Raw genomic sequence first — 19,715 nt, forward strand, 5'->3', positions numbered from 1 at the left:
AATTAAACAGTATCCTTCGGACTGATGCTAGATGGAAGTAGAAGATGCTAACCTCTTTGCCAGCCGTTGGGGGAAATAAGTGCAGAGACTATTACTTCGTCTGGGAATTGGAATTTTGTTTGGGCTGTTTGGGCTAATTAGCTACTGTACCAACGTTGTAGAAAATCCAGTGACTGGAGAACGGCAACGGGTACAGCTTTCTCCCCAACAGGAAGTAGTAATTGGGCGACAAGCTACTCAAAAGATGGCAGCACAGCACGGAGGTCTTTATCCCGACCAAGCCCTTCAAGCCTATATTGACCAAGTGGGAGGGCGGATTGTGCAGAACTCAGGAGCATCTGAGTTACCCTATCCCTACGAGTTTCATCTGCTCAGAGACCCCCAAACGATCAATGCCTTTGCCCTACCGGGGGGACAGGTTTTTATTACAGCAGGTTTGCTCAGACGCCTCAAAACAGAAGCGCAACTAGCAGGCGTGTTGGGGCATGAGGTCGGGCATGTTGTAGCGCGACATGGTGCTGAGCATCTCGCCAAGCAGCAACTTGGTTCGGCGTTAGTGAACGCTGTTGGAATTGCCGCCAGTGATTCGCCGGAAGGTGCAAGGCAAGCGGCGCTTGTTGCCCAGGCAGTTAATCAATTGGTTAGCCTGCGCTATGGACGTGAAGATGAATTAGAAAGTGACCAACTGGGTTTTCGGTTTATGACACAAGCAGGCTATAACCCGAAAGGAATTGTCGAACTGATGCAGGTGCTAGCTTCGGCTAGACAAGGTGGACAATCCCCAGAATTTTTCAGCACCCATCCTAACCCCGACAATCGACTTGAACGACTGCGGAGTTTAATTACTGAAAACTTTCCTAATGGTGTTCCTGCCAATCTTGAGGAGGGACAGGAAAAATTTGCTCGAACTGTGCCGCCTCGCTTGCCTGGTTAGAGTTGATATAGCTCTTCAGCGGACAGCTTTCAGCGGTCAGCTTTCAGCCAAATAGCTCTGGCTAAGGGTTATAGCCTCCGTTGTGCCTTAATCTATGCTTCGATTGCTATACCAAGCACATTCTGCTGTGTTAAATCGATAGGCAATAGGGCAAAGAAAGGAGTGATTTATTCCTTTTCTTACTGTTGAGTTCATCCAAAGTTCAGCCTTCTCCTGAACTTCTGAACTTCTGTGTTTTTCTTGTTCAACTATTCAAATCAGTGGGGCTTTCTCGCGAGTTTTCGGTAAGTTTGGCTCTCTAGATTCGGCGCGAACTGAGGCAAGCTCTTCAATTTCTGGTTCTGTCGCTTGCAGATGTTGCTCCAAAATTGCCAAGTTGCGAATGTTGGACTTGTAGTAAGCGTCAAATAAATCACCGACTAAAGGTACGGTGCCAACAGCAGCCTCTAGACCAATGTTGAAAATCATTTGTCTGAGGTCTTTGGCTGGTATACCAAAGTGGGTAGCTAGATAGATGATGTAAGCAGAAAATCCTGTACTTACTATGTCTCCAGCCCCAGGAATTAAACCAATAATAGGGTCTATTCCAATCCGAAAACGTGTCCCAGGAATACCAATAGCTGTATCCATCAAACGACTAAGTTTGCGGATGCGATTGAGTGTAGCGAGGCGTTCAGCTGTATTCATCGGGGTAGGCATGACAGGAGAGACTATTCGAGCCTTGGGTATTCTTACGTTTTATAGTGACATAGTGAACTAGACCAGGCTTATATCCTGAGACTGAATCAGCAAACTTCCTGCCTTCTTGCACTAGGTTGCCTGCGCTTTAGCCAAAACCGCTTGGTGGCTGGTAATTGTCTAGAAGATCTGTAAAGACTTGATTGAGTTGCCCTGCACAACAATCTGCTTGCGACAACATGCTTGTAGAAGTTAAGAAGTAGGATTTAATCGCGCTGATTAACCAGTTGTTGACATCGGGCAGACGGATGGCAATTTGCTGATGACTAACGGCTTGAACTTGGAACCAAGTCGCCATTGTTGTGGGTAACTCTGTACTAAAACGCAATGAGAGTGTTGGGGTTGAGAGCGACTGAGCATAAGCCGAGGTCAAAAAGGGTTCGTAGAGCTTTGCTTCTGGCGTTAGCTGTTTGACGAAGGCGAGACTCACACCTCGGATGAGTTCTCGCAGTGGGTCAACTTCTTCACCAATACGCTCTTTAACGAGGGTGCTGCGGGCGAGGGCATCATTGAGATTGGCTCGGTCAGTTACACTCAAGTGTGTACCACCAATCGCACTAACAAGATACTTGGTACCACTCAATTGAGCAAAGGGTCGCAGTTGATGGTCGAGTGATGGTGTAATCGCATCGTCTGTTCCTGTCAAGATTAAGGTTGGGACACTCACCTGCTGCAAACCCTTACTGCCAAATAAGCGTCCAGTTACACTATTGAGCGCAATCACCTGAGTTATTCGATCATCCCGTAATTGCATTCGATTGTTGGGCAAGTCAGCTGCAGAACACTGAAACCAATCGGCTGGTGACCGTCCGATGGGGCTACGATTTTTACAATACCGTCGTACTTCCTCTAAGTTCAGTTCTCCTCCTGCAAGCGCCAGTGCGGTGTAGCCCCCTAGAGAGTGACCAATCATCGTGACTTGTTCAGTGTTTAATTTACGATACCACTGACCGTATTCCTGATTTCGCTCAGCGAGTTCGTCTAGGACAAAGCTGACATCCTTAGGACGGTTAACAAACTCTGAGGGAGCTAATAAATTATCAGGGACACCTCCCAGAGAAACCCCATTCAGCCAAGTGAAGTTACTACCTGGATGCTCTAGAGAGGCAACAGTGAAGCCGTGGGATGCTAAATGACGCGCTAAGTACGTTAAAAATTTGCGATCGGAACCAAAACCGTGAGAAAGAATGACCAGTGGACCTTCGCTCTTGTATGCCCAGTAGAGGTCTACAAGGATTGTGCGATCGCGTAGTCGGTCTCGCAGTGACAATGTCCGCTCTTGGACATATTGTTGACCAGGGGCAGCCGGGTTAAACGTAGGGCGGAAGTTGCTTGTATCAGTGACTTCTAGTTCTTGCTCCAAGAGAGGCCCTATTGCTTGGCTTTGCCAGTAGGAGGTATTGAGTTGAAGGGCAATCCCGATCACAGAAGAGGCATCAATTGTTACACTCTCCTCTGGATAAGCCCGTAAAAAGCCCAGCACCGATAAACCATCAGCTTGCCTTGCGGCCAAATATAGTGCTGCCTGTAATTGCTCAACGCTGCTATTGGGGAGAGCCAGACCAATCTGCTCAAGCAATCTTGCACCATCGGAAGAACGAAGCAGGTCTTTGATGAATTTATCAGTCATGTTGGGGTCAATTTCCAAGTGCCGGGTCAGCAATTGCTGCACCTGTGGCGTCAGCACCGCACCGAAGGGTTTTAGCTGCGGTGATAGTTCCCCAGTCGTTGCAAACCTTTCTAAATCAGTGACCGCAACCGATTGCTCAAATGGACCTAAGCGCAAGGTGAGGCGTTCAGCGGCAGAAGCCGGGGCGGCGAACCACCAAGACAGAGCAACGAAGATCGAAAAAAAAGTGCCTTGCCGAATTGCCTTGATTTGAGTCAGCAAACCGACAATTCTTCTATTGTGAGAATGCTGAAGCGTCCTGTCACCAGACCAATTAAGCTGAAACTTCATAAGAGTGATTTGACTGCGATGTGTGTGGAGCGATTAACAATTTTGTTCAAAGCGACCCAAGTGAAGCTCTACAAGTTTCCCATGCCTGTTTCCCTCATAACATTCGTTGCTAGAGTGATGCGTATTTCACCCGCTTGCCTTATAAGCAAACGTTAGGCCGTTAGATAGCTGGTGCTGGCTGTGCTTAACGACCTCTCCTCTTTAAGATATGTGGCTTACATTATCAATGTGAACATCTAACAAATCATTTTCCTCTAAACCCTTTCTGGATTGGAAGTCCCTAAAACCTACCACCTACGCGCCTTAACCTTGATAGGGGTAATAGTCATACCCTAGAGCCGATTGAGTTGAGTTTTTATGCCTCGAATCTACTCTCACCATGAAAACCGATCCAACCAAAAATCAGCAATCTCGCTGGCTCAAATCGCTGGTTCGTCAGCGAGGGCAGTTTATCCTCGCGATTCCGGTATCTTGTCTTGTCGCCTCTGTGTCAGCCTTTGGTTGGCTACACTTCAAGACAGTAAAAGCTGAAAACAGGGTACAACACACCCAGCAAGTCCGCCTGGAAGGAAAACGCTTACTCACGGCACTGCTGGATGCAGAAACAGGAGCCCGGGGTTATGAAATTACCCAAGACCAAGAATTCCTCACAGGCTATCAAGCTGCGATCGCTTTTATTCCCAATTCCCTCGATCAACTGACTCAGTTAGTTGCTGATAATCCCTCTCAAACCCAACAAGTTCAACAAATTCGAGTCTTAGTCAATACCAGACTTACTCTTTTAGAGCGTCTTCGGGAGTTGGCTAGTAAGGAATCCCCCAATACTCTAATTCGCTCACCAGACTTTGCCGCTCAGGTGATTGAAAGCAAGCGAGCGATGGATCGCACAAGAGCGCAAATTAATGAGTTTTTAGCACAAGAGGAACGCCTACAGGTTGAACGCGACAGGCAGTTAAACCAACAGCGACAACGAACCTGGTTGATACTGGGTTTGTCAGCAGGTATTGGCATTGGGGGTTCTGTTGTTGCCGCTTACCTGTTGAACCGTCTGAACCAAAAACTAACTGAACGCGATCGCTATCTCCAAGACAGTGAAGCACGCTACCGTCAGCTAGTAGAATTATGCCCTGATGGAATCTTTATCCAAAGTCAGGGCAAGTTTGTCTTTGTCAACCCCGCTGCTATAAAACTTTATGGTGCAACTGATCCTGAAGAACTCATCGGAAAACCGATACTAGATTTCATCCATCCAGACGATCGAGAAATTGCCAAAGAACGCATCCGACAACTTCGAGACGACAAACGTCAGGTTCCCCTCATCGAAGAAAAGTGGTTCCGGTTAGATGGAACCGTTTTCAATGCAGAAGTAACAGCTATTCCCTTCACTTATCAAAATGAACCAGCCGCTCAAGTCGTCCTGCGCGACATTACTGAGCGTAAGCTAGCAGAAAAACAACTCTATGACAGCGAAGCCAAATTTCGTGCTTTTTTGGAATCTGCTTCAGAATCAATTATTGTCACCAACGCTAAGGGCGAAATTGTTATATTCAACGCCAAAGCAGAGGAATTATTTGGATATGACCATACTGAAGTTTTAGGTCGCAGCGTTGAGTTATTGATGCCGGAACGATTTCACCACAGTCATGTTGCATATCGCCATGGCTATCGAGAACAGCCAACCAAACGCTCCATGAGCAAAACGAGAAACTTATTTGCTCGACGCAAGAATGGAACAGAGTTTCCAATTGAAGCCGGACTGAGTCCTATTCAAACAAAAGACGGTACATTTGTAATGACGTTTCTAACAGACATTACAGAGCGTAAGCAAGCAGAAGAAGAGATCAAACGACTCAATCAAAGCCTGGAACACCGTGTCCGCGAAAGTGAGACGCGATACCAGCAAATTGTTGAACTGGCTGAGGAAGGAATTTGGGTCGTAGACAATGAAGCCAAGACAACGTATGTCAATCAGGCAATGGTGAGGATGCTTGGCTACACTGAAGCCGAACTGCTGGGACGACAAATTTTTGACTTTATCTCCGAAGCCGATCGAACCTTAGCGAGGCTAAATCTAGAGCGTCGAAAATCAGGTACAGGTGACAAATATGAAATTCAACTCACAACAAAAAACGGCAACACTGTTTGGACTTATATGTCTACAAGTCCAGTACTCGATGAAAACGGGAAGATGTTATGGTCTTGTGCCTTAGTCTATGACATTACTGAACGTAAACAAGCAGATGAACAACTGCGTCAAAGTAGTGAAAGAATTAGTCTTGCGAATGCGGAGTTAGCGAGAGCAACACGGCTTAAGGATGAGTTTCTCGCGAATATGAGTCACGAATTGCGAACGCCTCTCAATGCAATTCTTGGTCTTTCGGAAGCGTTACAGGAAGAAGTGTATGGTTCTCTAACTGATAAGCAGCGCAAGTCAATGACAACCATTGAGAACAGTGGTAGACATTTGCTGGAACTTATTAATGATATTCTCGACCTCTCAAAGATTGAATCCGGCAAAATGCAGCTACAGACTGCTCCAGTTGATGTTCATGACCTCTGTGAGTCCAGCTTGACGTTTGTCAAACAGCTAGCGCATCAGAAACAGATTAAACTCAGTTCCAAGATTGCTGAGGGATTAGGTGATATAGAAGTCGATGAGCGCCGCCTCCGGCAGGTTTTAATTAATCTATTGAGCAATGCTGTGAAATTTACGCCAGAAGGTGGTGAGGTTTGCCTCGAAATTGAAGGGAATTTATCAAGTGAAACGCTGCAATTTAGTGTCATAGACACTGGAATTGGGATTGCTGCCGAAAGTATTGATAAGATGTTCAAACCGTTTGTCCAGTTAGATAGCAGTCTCTCCCGTCGTTATGCAGGCACGGGTTTGGGTTTGGCGCTGGTGCGACGGATTGTTGAGTTGCATGGTGGCAGTATTGCGTTGGAGAGTGAGTTAGGTAAGGGTAGTCGCTTCACCGTTACCCTCCCCTGGAACGAGGCAACCCAGACAGTTCAAAGCGTTCAGGAACGAGAAGAAGCGTTTGGAGAATTGCCGAATATTCACCAAGCTTTAATTGTTGAAGACTCAGAGACAGCAGCGAAGCAGGTAGCGCGTTACTTGGCAGAAATTGGTTCAGCCGCATTTATTTACTCTCAGGGTGAAGGTGCAGTCGATACAGTGAAGCGATTTGACCCGGAAGTGATTATTCTGGATTTGTTGCTACCTGGTTTGTCTGGCTGGGAAGTTCTGGCTCAATTAAAAGCGAATCCGGCAACGCAGGACATTCCAGTGTTGGTTGTCTCGGTGATGGATGAGCGATCGCGTGCTTTAGCCTTGGGAGCATCTGGGTATTTGGTTAAACCGATCTCCCGACAGCAGTTACAGTCGGCGTTGAGTAGAATTTTCTCTGAAGCTTCTCCTAAACATCTAGCTCATACGGCTTTAGTCGTGATGCCAGAACAGGAGCAACACTCACCCTTAATCCTACTGGCTGAGGACAATGAAGCAAATATTTCGACGTTGATGGATTACTTACAGATTCAGGAGTTTCGAGTAAGCTTGGCAAGAAATGGTATTGAAGCTGTCCAGATGGCAAAACAACAAAAACCAGATTTAATCCTGATGGATATTCAAATGCCAGAGATGGACGGTTTGGAGGCAACTCGCCAGATTCATGCGGATGCTGAACTCGCTTCTATTCCTATCATTGCTCTCACGGCGCTAGCCATGCCAGGAGACAGGGAACGATGTTTGGCGGCGGGTGCAAAGGATTATCTGACGAAACCCGTTAATCTCAAAACGCTGGTGAACCTCATTACACAATATATTAGTCACAGCTAAGGGGCATCTGGGCAATAGAGAACAGGCAACGGGTGATAAGTGGAGGCATTGTCTTCCCACACTTATAACCCTTGCCGGTTATGGCGCAATTATTTCAATTACTTATAGGCGTATGGATGTCTTCAACTTCCTAACGTCCTTATCTCAATTCTCTAGGTTTAGCTGATATGGATGAAAAGTATTCTGTACTGGTTGTAGATGATGAGCCACATGGGTTTGATGTTATCGAAGCGCATCTATATCGGGAGGGTTATGAATTACACTATGCTGCTAGTGGCATGGAAGCATTGAGTTCAATAGATTCCTTTGAGCCTGATGTCATCTTGCTGGATGTGATGATGCCCCAAATGGATGGTATTGAGGTTTGCCGCCTCATCAAATCCGACACCTACTGGAAACATATTCCCATCATCATGGTGACAGCACTAAGCTCTAAAGAGGATTTAGCGCGATCGCTTGATGCTGGGGCTGATGATTTTTTGACCAAACCTGTAAGTGGTATAGAACTACGCGCCCGTGTCCGCTCGATGTTACGCATCAAGCAGCAGTATGATGCTCTAGAAGCGACACTGCGCCTTAGAGAAGACCTCTCCAACATGATTGTCCATGACTTAAGAAACCCGCTCACAAGCATTCTCATGAGTGGCAGCTTACTTATGGATAGTGGTTTGAAAGGAAAAGATTTGGAGCGAGTTGAACTGATTCTTTCATCAGGGCGTCAACTCAATTCAATGATTAACGACTTGTTGATACTGGCAAAGATGCAATCTGGAAAGATGGTTCTTAATCTTGCCGAAGTTGAACTCAGCGACCTAGCAACAAAAGCTTTGTCACAATTTTCTGGTGTAGCTGCCTCAAAAAAACTTCGATTGAGAAGCCAGCTAAAAAAGCTCAATCATCCTGTCTCTGTCGATGCCAATTTGTTATATCGTGTACTCGACAACTTGCTATCCAATGCTATTAAATTCTCCCCGCCTGATAGTACAATTACCTTACAAGTGGACGACCCAAGTGATTTAGTCACTGATGGAACTGTATCCCATCAAGCAACTATTCGAGTCGCTGATGAAGGAATTGGCGTTAGCGAAGAGCTACAGCAACGTATTTTTGATAAATACGAAGTAGGAAGCCCGATAAATAGTGTTCCTCAATTTGGTCTAGGCTTAGCCTTTTGCAAAATGGTAGTTGAAGCCCACAAAGGCAGAATATTTGTAGAAGAAAATAAGCCACAAGGTTCAATTTTTACTGTAGCGATTTAAAATCAAGTTCTCCTTAAAATTTTTATTAAAATTTATATTGAAAGAGTTCTCTAGTTTCTAGTTTTCGTTAAGTCAATCAAGCGCGAACACAACCGCTTCAATAGAGGTGCTTCATGGCTAATCACCAGAAGACCAAGATTATGCTGATGTGCATAGGTTGTCACGGCTTGCCAAATCAAAGCTTGTGTATTGGCATCCAACATTGCTGTCATCTCATCCGCAATTAGATACTGAGTGCGTGGGCCTAAAGAACGAGCAACGGCAATGCGCTGCAACTCACCACCGCTTAGTTCATGAGGCCAGCGAGTGAGCCAGTTATTGTGGATGCTAAGCGCTTTAAGTAAATCATTGGAGGGAGGAAGCCCTTCATTCAGGATTTTCCCAATCCGCCAGCGAGGATTGACAGCGAGTTCCGGATTTTGGAAAATTAGCTGCACTGGAGAGTAACTCCGCTTTGGTAGAGGTTGACCATTGAGCATCACTCTCCCTTGCGTAGGGGTAAGATAGCCTGCGAGGAGCTTTCCAAGTGTTGTCTTCCCAAAGCCACTGGGGCCACTTAAACCAACAATTTCGCCGGGAGCCACTTCAATGTCAATGCCTTGTAGAATCGAAGGCTGACGGTCGTCGTAGCGAAACGAAAGATTTTCTCCTTTTAGCATGGATGTTCCTCATCAGCATGGATACACCGGACAGGAGCGCCCCTTACTTCACGAAATTGAGGACGTGATTCACAGCAAGATTCAGTAACCCAAGGACAGCGCTCTGCAAATAGACAACCAGGAGGCAAAGCATCCGGGCTAGGTTGCGTACCGGGAATGGGAATAAATTCGTTTTGTGGGAGACTGCGCCATAAAGCTTGGGTGTAGGGGTGGCGTATCGTTCCATTTGGAAAATCTTTAGCCGTCGCAATCTCCACCGTCGTTCCCGCATAGAAAACAGCGACTTTATCCGCAACTTGTAGCGCGGCTTCAATGTCGTGGGTAATTAATATTACGGCTTTACCTTCATTCGCCAATCCTCGCAGGTGGTTGAGCGTTTCCTTTACGACATCAGGGTGTAAACCAGGAGTGGGTTCGTCAGCAATAACCAATTGCGCTTTTCCCACAGCAGCCGTAGATACTAACACTCGTCGCGCCATACCCCCAGAAAGTTGGAACGGAAAGAAGCGTTTGACTACTGAGGCTAATCCATAGCGGTTGAAGGTTTGTTCAACCGCAACTTGGGTGACTTGCCCCGACAATCCACTCAATTGTGCTGCCCGATTGACTTGTGAACCCACCCGCATCAAGGGGTCAAGGTAGCCCACTGACTGAGGGATAAGAGCAATTTCTTTTCCCCGCAATGCTTCAGAACGCTCTGGAGTAAGTGGTGAGCCTTTAAATAGAATTTCACCATCGACTTGGGCATTCTTCGGCAGAATACCTAGTACCGCATGAGCGAGAAGACTCTTACCGGAACCACTCGCTCCAACAACAGCCACGACTTCACCTGAGCTTACCTCCAAATCAAGCTCGGTAATCACCGTAAGCTGTCTTTGGGTCAAGCCTTGGTCGTACATTGTGAAGGTGACGCTCAAATTTTGAACAGATAGCATTTAGGGAAGTTATGGTAAAAGGCAGAGGGCAGAGGGCTTTTATGCAGAAGGGATGCATATTGACTAGTCTTGGTTTTAGTATGAGAGCGAGAGTCAAGAGTCGCTTTGGCGAGTGCTATATGAGTATTAAACGTTATCCTTGGCTGGTTTTTGGGTCAATCAATGCCCTTATGTTTTCACCCAAAATGTCAAAGGCTTTCACAGCAATCAGTAAAGCGGCTCCCGGTAGTACCCCCAACCACCAATAGCCAGTCGATAAGTGACGCATCGACTCAGCCAGGATAATCCCGATCGCAGGTGTATGAGGCGACAAGCCAATCCCAATAAATGTAAGGGCGGCTTCATGCAAGATTGCATGGGGAAATAGGAGAATCAACCCAACGAGTAGCTGGGGAATGACGTGGGGTAGCATGTGGTGACGGGCAACCCATAAGGGCGTATGCCCTAGTTTATAGGACAGTTGAACATAGTCCGAGGTGTTGACTTGCAGCACTTCAGCACGAATAATTCTTGCCAAACTTGTCCAGTGGGTGAGGGCAACGGCGATAATTACGCCTTGAGTGCCACCACCAACGGCAAAGGCAATCATTATCAGCAAGACTAGGTGCGGCAGACTGAAGAAAACATCAATAATCCAAGTGATAACAGCGTCTACGATTCCGCCAATTGTGCCGGAAAGGATGCCAAGGATGGTGCCAATCACTGCACTGCAACCCGCAGCGAGTAAGCCAATACATAAGCTTAAGGAAAGTCCGTGCAGGGTGCGCGTCAACATATCGCGCCCCAACCAGTCAGTCCCAAAGGGGTGTGCGAAGGAAGGGGGCTGATTACGCGATCGCAAGGCTGGTACTAGTCCTGCATCCCCCAGCCATTGACTACTCAAAATTACAGCCGCTAAAAACAGTACGCACACGGCAATTGTCCATAACGTGCGCTGGCGACGATTCCCTAGTTTTAATGGTCGTTTTCGTGGAATTTTAGATGCTACAGGCTGTGGGGCAGTCAAAGGCTTCATGTTGCCGTTTTTCCAATGCGAATACGTGGGTCAACAATTTGGTAAGTGATATCTGCGATCGTGTTTCCGGTGTAGACAAAGATGGCGCTGAAAAAAACAATGCCAATCAGTAGTGGGACATCGCCGCGTAGTGCCGATTGGACTGTTGCTTGTCCTAAACCGGGGTAGGCAAATACTTGTTCCGCTAATACCGAACCACCAAACAACTCGCTAAGTGAAGCAAACTGTAAGGTAATCGCGGGTAGTGCAATATTTCTTAAGCCGTGGTGCCGAATCAAGCCCCAAGTTGTTTCGCCTTGCGCTCTGGCAAACAGGGCATAATCGCTGTTGAGAACTTCAATTAATTTCTGCCGAGTGTGCAGCGCGATGCTAGCAACTCCAATCAAGCTCAAGGTTAGGGCAGGTAGTAGTAAATGGTGGATACGCTGCCAGATTGTGACATCTTCGAGCAAAACTCCGGGAGGGGCAGCACAACAAATTGGCGTGACTCGAAGCGTAACGGAGAAGAAAATCAACAGCAACAGTGCCACCCAGAAGGTAGGACTGGAAGCTAGGGTATAGGCATAGAAGCGAATTGCTCGGTCGAGGAGTGAGCCTTCCTTAGCCCCTGCAAGGACACCTAGAATTAGACCAAAAAGACCAGAAAGTAACCAAGCGGCTGCCATCATCTGGAGCGAAGCATTGAAGCGATTAGCAATCACAGTGGTGACAGGTTGGTTGAAAATCATTGAGGTGCCAAGGTTGCCCTGGAGAAATTGCTTTAACCAGAGAAAGAAGCGGGTTGTCATTGGCTCATTTAAGCCCCAGCGTTCGGCGATTAAAGCTCGTTGCTCTGGGCTAATTTGTAAGACATCGGCTCCGATGTAGGCATTTACTGGGTCAATCGGCGAGAGACTGACTAAGACAAAGCTAAATACAGCAACGGCTGCTAGTAGTAGAATTAGCCGCAGTAGTTTCCGCAGGATAAATTGTGCAATGGATGGTAGGGCATCCCGCTTAGCGATCGCATTAGTCATTGGTCAGTTTTCATCTATTGTTGCTGGAATTCTCAATTACAAGTCCACTTCCACTGGTTGATATTGGTAGTAATCGGCCAACCGTGTCCGTGCGGCTCAATTTGGGGCTTGCCAATGTCGAGGCAATTGCTGACGAAATAGGTGTGATCTAAATTGACCAACCATGCCCAAGTTGCATCCCCTTTTGTGGTGTAACCTTTTTGTCCATCCCATTGCGCCGCTTTCCAGAATGCGATCGCTTCCGCTTCTGTTGGTGCGCCCATCGCTAAGTCAAGGGTTGTGTCTATGGCAGGATTAGCATAATACCCTGCGTTATTAAACTCTCCTTTTGCTGATGAGCTGTGATAGAGGTTATACATCTCCGTCTGGTCATGACTACCCCAACCAAAAAGAATTACGTTGCTGTGCGCCAAGGGTTCGATCTCATCCCAACTCTTTCCCTCAACATTTGCCTGGATGCCAATGGCTTTAATCATCTCAGCGGCAGATAGCGCCAAAGCTTGACGGGTACTATCACTAGCGGGATAGAGAATCGTAAACTCTGCCTTCAAGCCATTTTTTTCAACAACGCCATCCCCATTCGTGTCTTTCCATCCAGCATCCGCCAAAATTTTCTTAGCTTGCTCAGGTTGTGCGTCTTGAATATTCGCTTGTGGTTCTTCCCAAGCCAACCCAGTCACAGGACCATAAGCTGGAGAACCATATCCTTCCAACACTCCATCAACCAAGGCTTTCCGGTCGATTGCGAAGTTAACGGCTTGACGAATCGCTAAGTCGGCTGTGACATCATTGCCAACTGGATTGCCTTTAGGAGTCTTTTTCCCATCTTTCGCTGGGATGTAAGGAAACATCAATCCGCGATTATCAACACTCTTAACGTCGTACAACTTCATCCCGTCAATTTTCTGGATAGCTAAAGACTGAGGCACAGCAGCTACTTGTGCTTGTCCTGCCTTAGCTGCGGCAAAGGCAGCGTCTTCTTCCGTAAACAGGAACACCAGACGCTTGAACTGCGGTTTCTCACCATAGTAGTCAGGGTTAGCTTCAACGATTAGCTGTTGCCCCTCGTCCCACTGCACAAACTTGTAGGGGCCAGAACCCATAGGCTTACGTGCATAATTTTTGTCATGGGCGTGTTTGGGGACAATTCCTAGGGTGATGAGGCGGTTGACAAACGTACTCTGTGGCTTTTTCAGACGTAATTCAACCTCGTAATTCCCTGTAGCTACGGCTTGATCGAGTACGGTTACATCAGTCAACCCGGCACTTTTCGCCGCTTGGTTGAAGGTGTAGGCGACATCCTCTGCTGTAACTGGCTTACCGTCAGTAAACTTAGCATCCTCACGAATTTTTACCGTCCAGACTTTTTTGTCTGCACTGACGCTGTAACTTTCTGCCAAATCGTTGACAATCTGAAGATTTTCGTCGCGACGGAGTAGCGTACTCTGGAACAAAGGAGAGCCATAGCGCCCCCAACCGAGAGTCGGGTCATAGCCCTCGTCCGCCTCTCCACCAATTGCTAAGACAATTTGCTCTTTAGAACCAGAACCTGTTGACGTTGATTGATTTGACTGATTAGCCTGTGGGGAAGACCCAGATGGACCACAAGCCGCTAGTAGCTGTGCAAGTAGTAAGAATCCTAATGACCAACGCGGCATAAACACGCTTATGACTTCCTTCGTAGAGCGATCGCTTCAACGTTTTAGTAAAGCGATAAACAGAATCAGATTCAATGCCCTGTAGGGGCATCAAAAGAAATTCAACTCTGGGTTTTCGGGAATTGGGAATTGGGAATTGGCAAGAAACCTAGATGTACTCCCTGATCCGAGAATCACCCTATAGCAGTTTTAAGCGGTATGAGGTACAGCAGGGTCTGTGAAACAAGAGAGAGCTAGGAAAACAAAAAAGCTGATAGCTGACGGCTTTCTGAAGTTTATTTAATAGCATCTGTATCAGTAAAATATGGCATCGCTGAAGACTGTTTAGGCCAGCTTTTATAAATGAACATAAACAGCCAAGGCGCTGCCAAAGCGACATAAACAATACCAACCCACCAATAGGTGCGAAGTTGCGTCAAAGTATCAATAGATTCAGTTGTGCTAGAACTCCTTGAGGCTAATTCCAACCCGATTGCTGCAAGATTGTTCAGCGAATGGCAAATAATCGGGACGATGAGTGTGCGAGTCTTGATGTAAAGTAGCGCCATCATTAACCCAAACACAAACAGCCCAACAATATTCGCGTGTAGAAGTCCAAATAAAATTGACGAAATAATCAGTGCAGGTGTGATTCCCCATTTTGTTGTCCAGCGATGCAACAAGATTCCTCGAAAGAGAAATTCTTCAGTTACAGGAGCTACAACAAGAAATGTAAAAACCATCAGTAAGTTGTACAGTACAGGTGAAAAAGTTTCCGATCCAGAGTAGAACGTTTTTTGATTGAGGAGTGACTCGACTAAGCTGGGATTAAGCAATGACAAGGCGTAATAAAAAAGTTGTCCTGAACCGAGTGAAAAGAGCAAGATGGCAATGACAATGCCAAGGGTTGGTAACCAGGGATAACGATTTGGGAGTTGACCGATGAGACGCTTGAGGTCAAGTTGCAAGTAGCGTAAGCGTTTTATTGCCCAAGCTGATAGTAAAATAAACGTCAGATTGTAGATCAATGGAACAAAAATAGGGTCTTTAGGATTAAAGCGGCTAAAGCCAGCAAACAGACCAAGGACAAAGCCAACTGCTAAAGAGATTAACAAACAACTAATGATGAGGCTGCGAGCCTTGAATTTTAAAAATGGGTTCTCAGGGTTCGTTTTAGGATCAGTGTTCATCAGTTGTTGAGTGGCAATTACTTTGTAGGAGAATAGATTTTCATGAACTCATTACACAACTCAGGTGGAGTCAAAAGGGCATGAAAGTTAACAATCCATCCCTGCCGTTACGTGTAATTGTCATTATCTGTTTTATCTTGCTTTGGCTGTTGCTCACTGGCTTTGGTGCGCTACAACCTAATGCCCTTGCGGAATCGGGAACAGTATATCAGGAGCGATCGCGTCACAGTTCTGATGGCATTGGCAAATTCTACATGGGCAGAGAAATCGCTAAGGTGATGGGACATACAGAAGCACTTTGGCTAGAACGCGCCAGTCGAGAGGTGACTGAACAGCCGCAGCAAGTCGTGGAGGCGCTTGACTTAAAACCAACCCATGTTGTTGCTGATATTGGCGCGGGTACTGGCTACTTCAGCTTTCGCATGAGTCCCTTGGTACCAGAGGGGAAGGTTCTGGCGGTGGATATTCAGCCGGAGATGATTGATATCCTTAACTTCCTGAAACAGGAAAACAACATTACTAATGTTGAGCCTATTTTAGCGAGTGCCACCGACCCTAATCTACCAGATGAGAGTGTTGACTTAGCGTTGATGGTGGATGCCTACCATGAGTTTGAGTATCCGAAAGAAGTCATGGAAGGAGTTGTGAAGTCGCTTAAACCGGGTGGACGTGTAGTTCTCGTTGAGTATCGCCGTGAAAATCCCCTTATCCTCATCAAAGCGCTCCACAAGATGACGCAGAAGCAAGTGCGTAAAGAAATGCAGACGGTAGGGTTGCAATGGTTAGAAACTAAACACTTTCTACCGCAGCAGCATTTGATGGTGTTTGAGAAGCCAAAGGAACAACAAATAGCAGCAAGACAAGAGGTGTAAAGCCGTCATGAATGCAATTCGGCTAGCCAACGAGGGCGATGCCCAACAATGTTTGTCAATTTATGCTCCAATTGTGCGCGAGACACCGATTTCCTTTGAACTAACACCACCCACTGAAGAGGAATTTCGACAGCGTATCCTCAGTAATCTAGAACAGATGCCTTGGCTAGTTTGCGAAATTGACGGGGAAGTCTGGGGTTATGCCTATGCGAGTAAACATCGCCAACGTGCCGCTTATCAATGGTCTGTTGAGTCATCGGTCTATGTCAATGCCGCCTACAGAAGGAAAAGGGTGGGCAAAGCCTTATATACATCCCTGATGAAGCTGCTGCAACTGCAAGGTTTCTACAACGTCTATGCAGGAGTTACCTTACCAAACCCAGCAAGCGTTGCACTACATGAGGCTGTTGGTTTTGTGCCAGTGGGTGTCTACCGTTTGACTGGCTATAAATTTGGAACTTGGCATGATGTGGGTTGGTGGCAACTCTCACTACAACGCGATCGCGCTTCGCCTGTGCAGCCACCCTTGCTACTAAACGAGGTTCAAAATTCAGCGCACTGGCAGAAGGTGTTAAGCAGTGGACTCTCTCTACTGCAAGTTTGAGTACGTCTTACGGTGTTATTAGGGAAAAGGTTAAAGGGGAAGGGAAAAGAGACTTTTACTACCTTTCCCTTTTTCCTCCAACTTCCGAAAGCTATAGTGCATACTGACAGAATAAACAGATTAGGTGGCAATTGAACGAACCTATCAGGATGCCAATTTTCCTTGCTACCAACAAGCGCCTTAGAACAATACAACATTAATCGAAACCCTCAAATCTGGGTTGGAGGGAAAGAATGGCTAAACCAACAATTATCTGTGTGGATGATGAAAGAGTTGTACTCGTTAGTCTTAGAGATCAACTCATTCAACACTTGGGTAATGATTATGAAATTGAACTGGCAGAAAGTAGTCAGGAAGCCCTAGAGATTTGTGCCGAATTAAAAGAAGAGGACATTGAAATTCCTCTGATTATCTCTGACCAAATCATGCCAGGGATGAAAGGAGATGAACTCTTGATACAGATTCATACTCACTATCCCAAAACGTTGAAGATACTATTGACTGGACAAGCCAGTGTCGAAGCGGTAGCTAATGCCGTCAATTTTGCTAGCCTCTATCGTTACATTGCTAAGCCGTGGGACTCTACCGACCTCAATTTGACGGTTACAGAAGCTTTGCGCTGCTATGCTCAGAGGCAACAATTAGCACAAGCTAATGAAACCCTTAAAAAAATCAATACTGAACTTGAACAATTAAACACAGCCCTAGAACAAAAAGTTGCTGAACGCACTGCTGAATTAGCACAAGCTGAGGCAGAAATGCGGGGTATATTTGCTGCAATGACAGAATTAATCTTCGTTTTTGATGCCCAAGGACGACATCTAAAAATTGCTTCTAGTAATCCAGCAATGCTCTACAAACCTGCTGATACTAAAATCGGTAAAACCTTGCATGAAGTATTTGAAAAAGAGCAAGCCGATATCTTTCTGGGGTATATCCAACAAACACTAAACACTCGGCAAACTATAAACGTTGAGTACAGCCTGATCATTGAAGGGAAAGAAGTATGGTCTAGTGCTAGTATTTCACCCATTGAGGATAATGCCGTAATTTGGGTAGCGCGTGACACTACCGATCGCCATTTACTTGAGGAAAAACTACGCCAGTCTGAAGAGAAAATCCGCGCCATCTTTGAAGCGATGACTGATGTTGTAATCGTGGTTGATGAGCAAGGCGCAATCGAAGTTGCTCCAACTAACCCAAGCCGCTTGTACAATGCTGATACTGACTTAATCAGCCTCACTATTGAACAATTTTTTCTTCCAGAAACAAGCGAGACGTGGTTTAGCAAAGTTCGGCAAGCGATTGAGACACAACAGATTGTCAATTTTGACTACAGGCTACCCCTAGCAGACGAGCAGTTGTGGTTCTCTGCCAGCATCTCACCAATGCCGCACGATTCCGCAATCTGGGTAGCACGAAACATTAGCACTCGTAAGCTTGCCGAAGCGGCATTACAAGAAGCAAAAGAAGCTGCTGAAGCCGCCAACCGTGCCAAAAGCACGTTTCTTGCCAATATGAGCCATGAACTTCGCTCCCCCCTCAACGCAATTCTTGGCTTTTCACAACTCTTAACTCGCAGCCACAGCCTAAATCCTGAACAACAGGAAAATGTCAGCATCATTAACCGCAGTGGCGAACACCTGCTTACCCTAATCAACAATGTTCTAGATTTGTCCAAAATTGAAGCCGGACGAATTACCCTCAACGAAAGTAACTTTGACTTGTATCAATTACTGGATGACTTGGAAGATATGTTTCAAGTCAAAGCGGATGCACAAGATTTACAGTTGGTTGTTGAGTGCAATGCCGATGTTCCCCAATACATTCGCACTGATCAAGTCAAACTACGACAAGTTTTGATTAACTTACTCAATAATGCTCTTAAGTTTACGCAAGAAGGCGCAGTGTGGGTAAGGGTGGGAAAGGGAAATTGGGAATTGGGAATTGGGGAATCGGGAATCGGGAATGGACAAGAGAAGTCTTCAACCCCGTACTCCCTACTTTTCGAGGTTGAAGATACGGGAATAGGCATTGCTCCAGAGGAATTAGAAAGTATTTTTGAAGCCTTTGTGCAAAGCCAAGCTGGGATAGAGTCCCAAGAGGGTACTGGCTTAGGGTTATCAATTGCTCGGCAATTTGTTCAATTGATGGGGGGAGAGATTCAGATTACGAGTGAACTGGGACGCGGTACAACCTTCAAATTTGACATCAAAATCAGCATAGTCACGGCTACAGATATTATTGAAGACAAACAACCAACACGCCGTGTTGTTGCCTTAGCACCTAACCAACAGAGTTACCGTATCCTGATTGTTGATGATAAATGGAGCAATCGCCAACTGTTGCTGAGATTGCTCAATCCCCTTGGTTTTGAAACAAAAGAAGCGAGTAATGGCAAAGAAGCGATCGCAATTTGGGAACGCTTTGAACCGCACCTGATTTGGATGGATATGCGGATGCCTGTGATGGATGGCTATGAAGCGACTAAACACATTAAAGCCCATTTGAAAGGTCAGGCGACAGCAATTATTGCCCTAACAGCCAGTATCTTAGAAGAAGAACGCGCTGTTATTTTATCCGCAGGCTGTGACGATTTTGTCCGCAAGCCTTTTCGCGAAGCTGTCATCTTTGACAAAATGGCTCAATACTTAGGTGTGAGCTATGTTTATGAAGAATTATCATCTCCCTTGCAAGAAATAAAGACTGGTGCATCATTGCCGGAATCTCTCACTACAATGCCAACGGAATGGGTCAGCAAACTTTATCAAGCCGCTGATTTGATTGATAATGAACAGATTTTTCAACTTCTTGAACAAATTCCCTCAAATCATACTTTTTTACGCGAAACTCTAATCGATTGGGTTAATAGCTTTCGTTGTGACCAAATTATTCAGTTAATTGAAGATACTAACAATAAAGCCGTAGAGGATGTCTGAGAAGTGTCAAAAGTTGATTTAGATCCCCCCCAGCCCTCCTTTTTAAGGGGGGAGATCTTCTCAAAGTCCCCCTTTTTAAGGGGGACTTAGGGGGATCGCTACCGTTTAAGCGTTTCGAT

At 46.1% G+C, this 19,715-nt stretch carries 14 protein-coding genes; 6 read left to right on the forward strand and 8 right to left on the reverse strand.

The features are described 5' to 3' along the window. Nucleotides 1–79: 79 nt before the first annotated feature. Nucleotides 80–934, forward strand: a complete 855-nt coding sequence (locus tag AC5JL3_RS35335) for a M48 family metalloprotease (RefSeq protein WP_496078898.1) — start codon at nt 80–82, stop codon at nt 932–934. A 252-nt stretch (nt 935–1,186) separates the two neighbouring features. On the opposite strand, the gene AC5JL3_RS35340 is transcribed toward AC5JL3_RS35335, so the two are convergent. Beyond that, a complete protein-coding gene (locus AC5JL3_RS35340; protein ID WP_496078899.1) occupies nt 1,187–1,633 on the reverse strand; it encodes a DUF4112 domain-containing protein in 447 nt (148 codons plus the stop codon). 127 nt (nt 1,634–1,760) lie between these two features. Beyond that, nucleotides 1,761–3,632 (reverse strand): alpha/beta hydrolase, encoded by a 1,872-nt coding sequence (locus tag AC5JL3_RS35345; protein WP_496078900.1) that lies wholly within the window; start codon nt 3,630–3,632, stop codon nt 1,761–1,763. 379 nt (nt 3,633–4,011) lie between these two features. Here AC5JL3_RS35345 and AC5JL3_RS35350 point away from each other — a divergent pair, with 379 nt between their 5' ends. Both AC5JL3_RS35350 and AC5JL3_RS35355 read left to right on the forward strand, forming a co-directional pair. Continuing rightward, the gene (locus tag AC5JL3_RS35350; protein WP_496078901.1) at nt 4,012–7,470 is read left to right on the forward strand and encodes a PAS domain S-box protein; all 3,459 of its coding nucleotides are present in this window, start codon (nt 4,012–4,014) and stop codon (nt 7,468–7,470) included. Nucleotides 7,471–7,637: 167 nt separating this feature from the next. Beyond that, nucleotides 7,638–8,729: a hybrid sensor histidine kinase/response regulator gene (locus AC5JL3_RS35355; protein ID WP_496078902.1), complete on the forward strand. Its 1,092-nt coding sequence runs from the start codon at nt 7,638–7,640 to the stop codon at nt 8,727–8,729. Nucleotides 8,730–8,779: 50 nt separating this feature from the next. Here the strand turns inward: AC5JL3_RS35355 and AC5JL3_RS35360 are convergent, their stop codons facing one another. The 6 genes from AC5JL3_RS35360 to AC5JL3_RS35385 all read right to left on the reverse strand — a co-directional run bounded on the left by AC5JL3_RS35360 (nt 8,780) and on the right by AC5JL3_RS35385 (nt 15,181). Next, nucleotides 8,780–9,388 carry an ABC transporter ATP-binding protein gene (locus AC5JL3_RS35360; RefSeq protein WP_496078903.1) on the reverse strand — a complete coding sequence of 203 codons (609 nt, stop codon included), beginning with the start codon at nt 9,386–9,388 and terminating at the stop codon, nt 8,780–8,782. Next, on the reverse strand, nt 9,382–10,323 hold the full coding sequence (locus AC5JL3_RS35365) for an ABC transporter ATP-binding protein (RefSeq protein WP_496078904.1): 942 nt from the start codon (nt 10,321–10,323) through the stop codon (nt 9,382–9,384). The genes AC5JL3_RS35360 and AC5JL3_RS35365 overlap by 7 nt, the downstream gene beginning before the upstream one ends. A gap of 133 nt (nt 10,324–10,456) precedes the next feature. Beyond that, nucleotides 10,457–11,338, reverse strand: coding sequence for an ABC transporter permease (locus AC5JL3_RS35370; RefSeq protein ID WP_496078905.1), 882 nt, complete (start codon nt 11,336–11,338; stop codon nt 10,457–10,459). Then, the gene (locus AC5JL3_RS35375; protein ID WP_496078906.1) at nt 11,335–12,354 is read right to left on the reverse strand and encodes an ABC transporter permease; all 1,020 of its coding nucleotides are present in this window, start codon (nt 12,352–12,354) and stop codon (nt 11,335–11,337) included. Before AC5JL3_RS35375 ends, AC5JL3_RS35370 begins: the two co-directional genes overlap by 4 nt. A 32-nt stretch (nt 12,355–12,386) precedes the next feature. Beyond that, nucleotides 12,387–14,012, reverse strand: coding sequence for an ABC transporter substrate-binding protein (locus tag AC5JL3_RS35380; protein ID WP_496078907.1), 1,626 nt, complete (start codon nt 14,010–14,012; stop codon nt 12,387–12,389). A gap of 275 nt (nt 14,013–14,287) precedes the next feature. Then, nucleotides 14,288–15,181, reverse strand: coding sequence for a CPBP family intramembrane glutamic endopeptidase (locus AC5JL3_RS35385; protein ID WP_496078908.1), 894 nt, complete (start codon nt 15,179–15,181; stop codon nt 14,288–14,290). An 80-nt stretch (nt 15,182–15,261) separates the two neighbouring features. Here AC5JL3_RS35385 and AC5JL3_RS35390 point away from each other — a divergent pair, with 80 nt between their 5' ends. The 3 genes from AC5JL3_RS35390 to AC5JL3_RS35400 all read left to right on the forward strand — a co-directional run bounded on the left by AC5JL3_RS35390 (nt 15,262) and on the right by AC5JL3_RS35400 (nt 19,596). Further along, on the forward strand, nt 15,262–16,053 hold the full coding sequence (locus AC5JL3_RS35390; RefSeq protein ID WP_496078909.1) for a class I SAM-dependent methyltransferase: 792 nt from the start codon (nt 15,262–15,264) through the stop codon (nt 16,051–16,053). Nucleotides 16,054–16,060: 7 nt separating this feature from the next. Further along, a complete protein-coding gene (locus AC5JL3_RS35395; protein WP_496078910.1) occupies nt 16,061–16,657 on the forward strand; it encodes an arsinothricin resistance N-acetyltransferase ArsN1 family B in 597 nt (198 codons plus the stop codon). 233 nt (nt 16,658–16,890) lie between these two features. After that, nucleotides 16,891–19,596, forward strand: a complete 2,706-nt coding sequence (locus AC5JL3_RS35400) for a response regulator (protein ID WP_496078911.1) — start codon at nt 16,891–16,893, stop codon at nt 19,594–19,596. Nucleotides 19,597–19,715: the final 119 nt, after the last annotated feature.

This window comes from Symplocastrum torsivum, assembly GCF_059505465.1.

Excerpts from the sequence above, each read along its gene's own strand:
- AC5JL3_RS35340 (WP_496078899.1), bottom strand. The coding sequence starts at position 1,633 with ATGCCTACCCCGATGAATACAGCTGAACGCCTCGCTACACTCAATCGC.
- AC5JL3_RS35345 (WP_496078900.1), bottom strand. The coding sequence starts at position 3,632 with ATGAAGTTTCAGCTTAATTGGTCTGGTGACAGGACGCTTCAGCATTCT.
- AC5JL3_RS35350 (WP_496078901.1), top strand. The coding sequence starts at position 4,012 with ATGAAAACCGATCCAACCAAAAATCAGCAATCTCGCTGGCTCAAATCG.
- AC5JL3_RS35355 (WP_496078902.1), top strand. The coding sequence starts at position 7,638 with ATGGATGAAAAGTATTCTGTACTGGTTGTAGATGATGAGCCACATGGG.
- AC5JL3_RS35360 (WP_496078903.1), bottom strand. The coding sequence starts at position 9,388 with ATGCTAAAAGGAGAAAATCTTTCGTTTCGCTACGACGACCGTCAGCCT.
- AC5JL3_RS35365 (WP_496078904.1), bottom strand. The coding sequence starts at position 10,323 with ATGCTATCTGTTCAAAATTTGAGCGTCACCTTCACAATGTACGACCAA.
- AC5JL3_RS35370 (WP_496078905.1), bottom strand. The coding sequence starts at position 11,338 with ATGAAGCCTTTGACTGCCCCACAGCCTGTAGCATCTAAAATTCCACGA.
- AC5JL3_RS35375 (WP_496078906.1), bottom strand. The coding sequence starts at position 12,354 with ATGACTAATGCGATCGCTAAGCGGGATGCCCTACCATCCATTGCACAA.
- AC5JL3_RS35380 (WP_496078907.1), bottom strand. The coding sequence starts at position 14,012 with ATGCCGCGTTGGTCATTAGGATTCTTACTACTTGCACAGCTACTAGCG.
- AC5JL3_RS35385 (WP_496078908.1), bottom strand. The coding sequence starts at position 15,181 with ATGAACACTGATCCTAAAACGAACCCTGAGAACCCATTTTTAAAATTC.
- AC5JL3_RS35390 (WP_496078909.1), top strand. The coding sequence starts at position 15,262 with ATGAAAGTTAACAATCCATCCCTGCCGTTACGTGTAATTGTCATTATC.
- AC5JL3_RS35395 (WP_496078910.1), top strand. The coding sequence starts at position 16,061 with ATGAATGCAATTCGGCTAGCCAACGAGGGCGATGCCCAACAATGTTTG.
- AC5JL3_RS35400 (WP_496078911.1), top strand. The coding sequence starts at position 16,891 with ATGGCTAAACCAACAATTATCTGTGTGGATGATGAAAGAGTTGTACTC.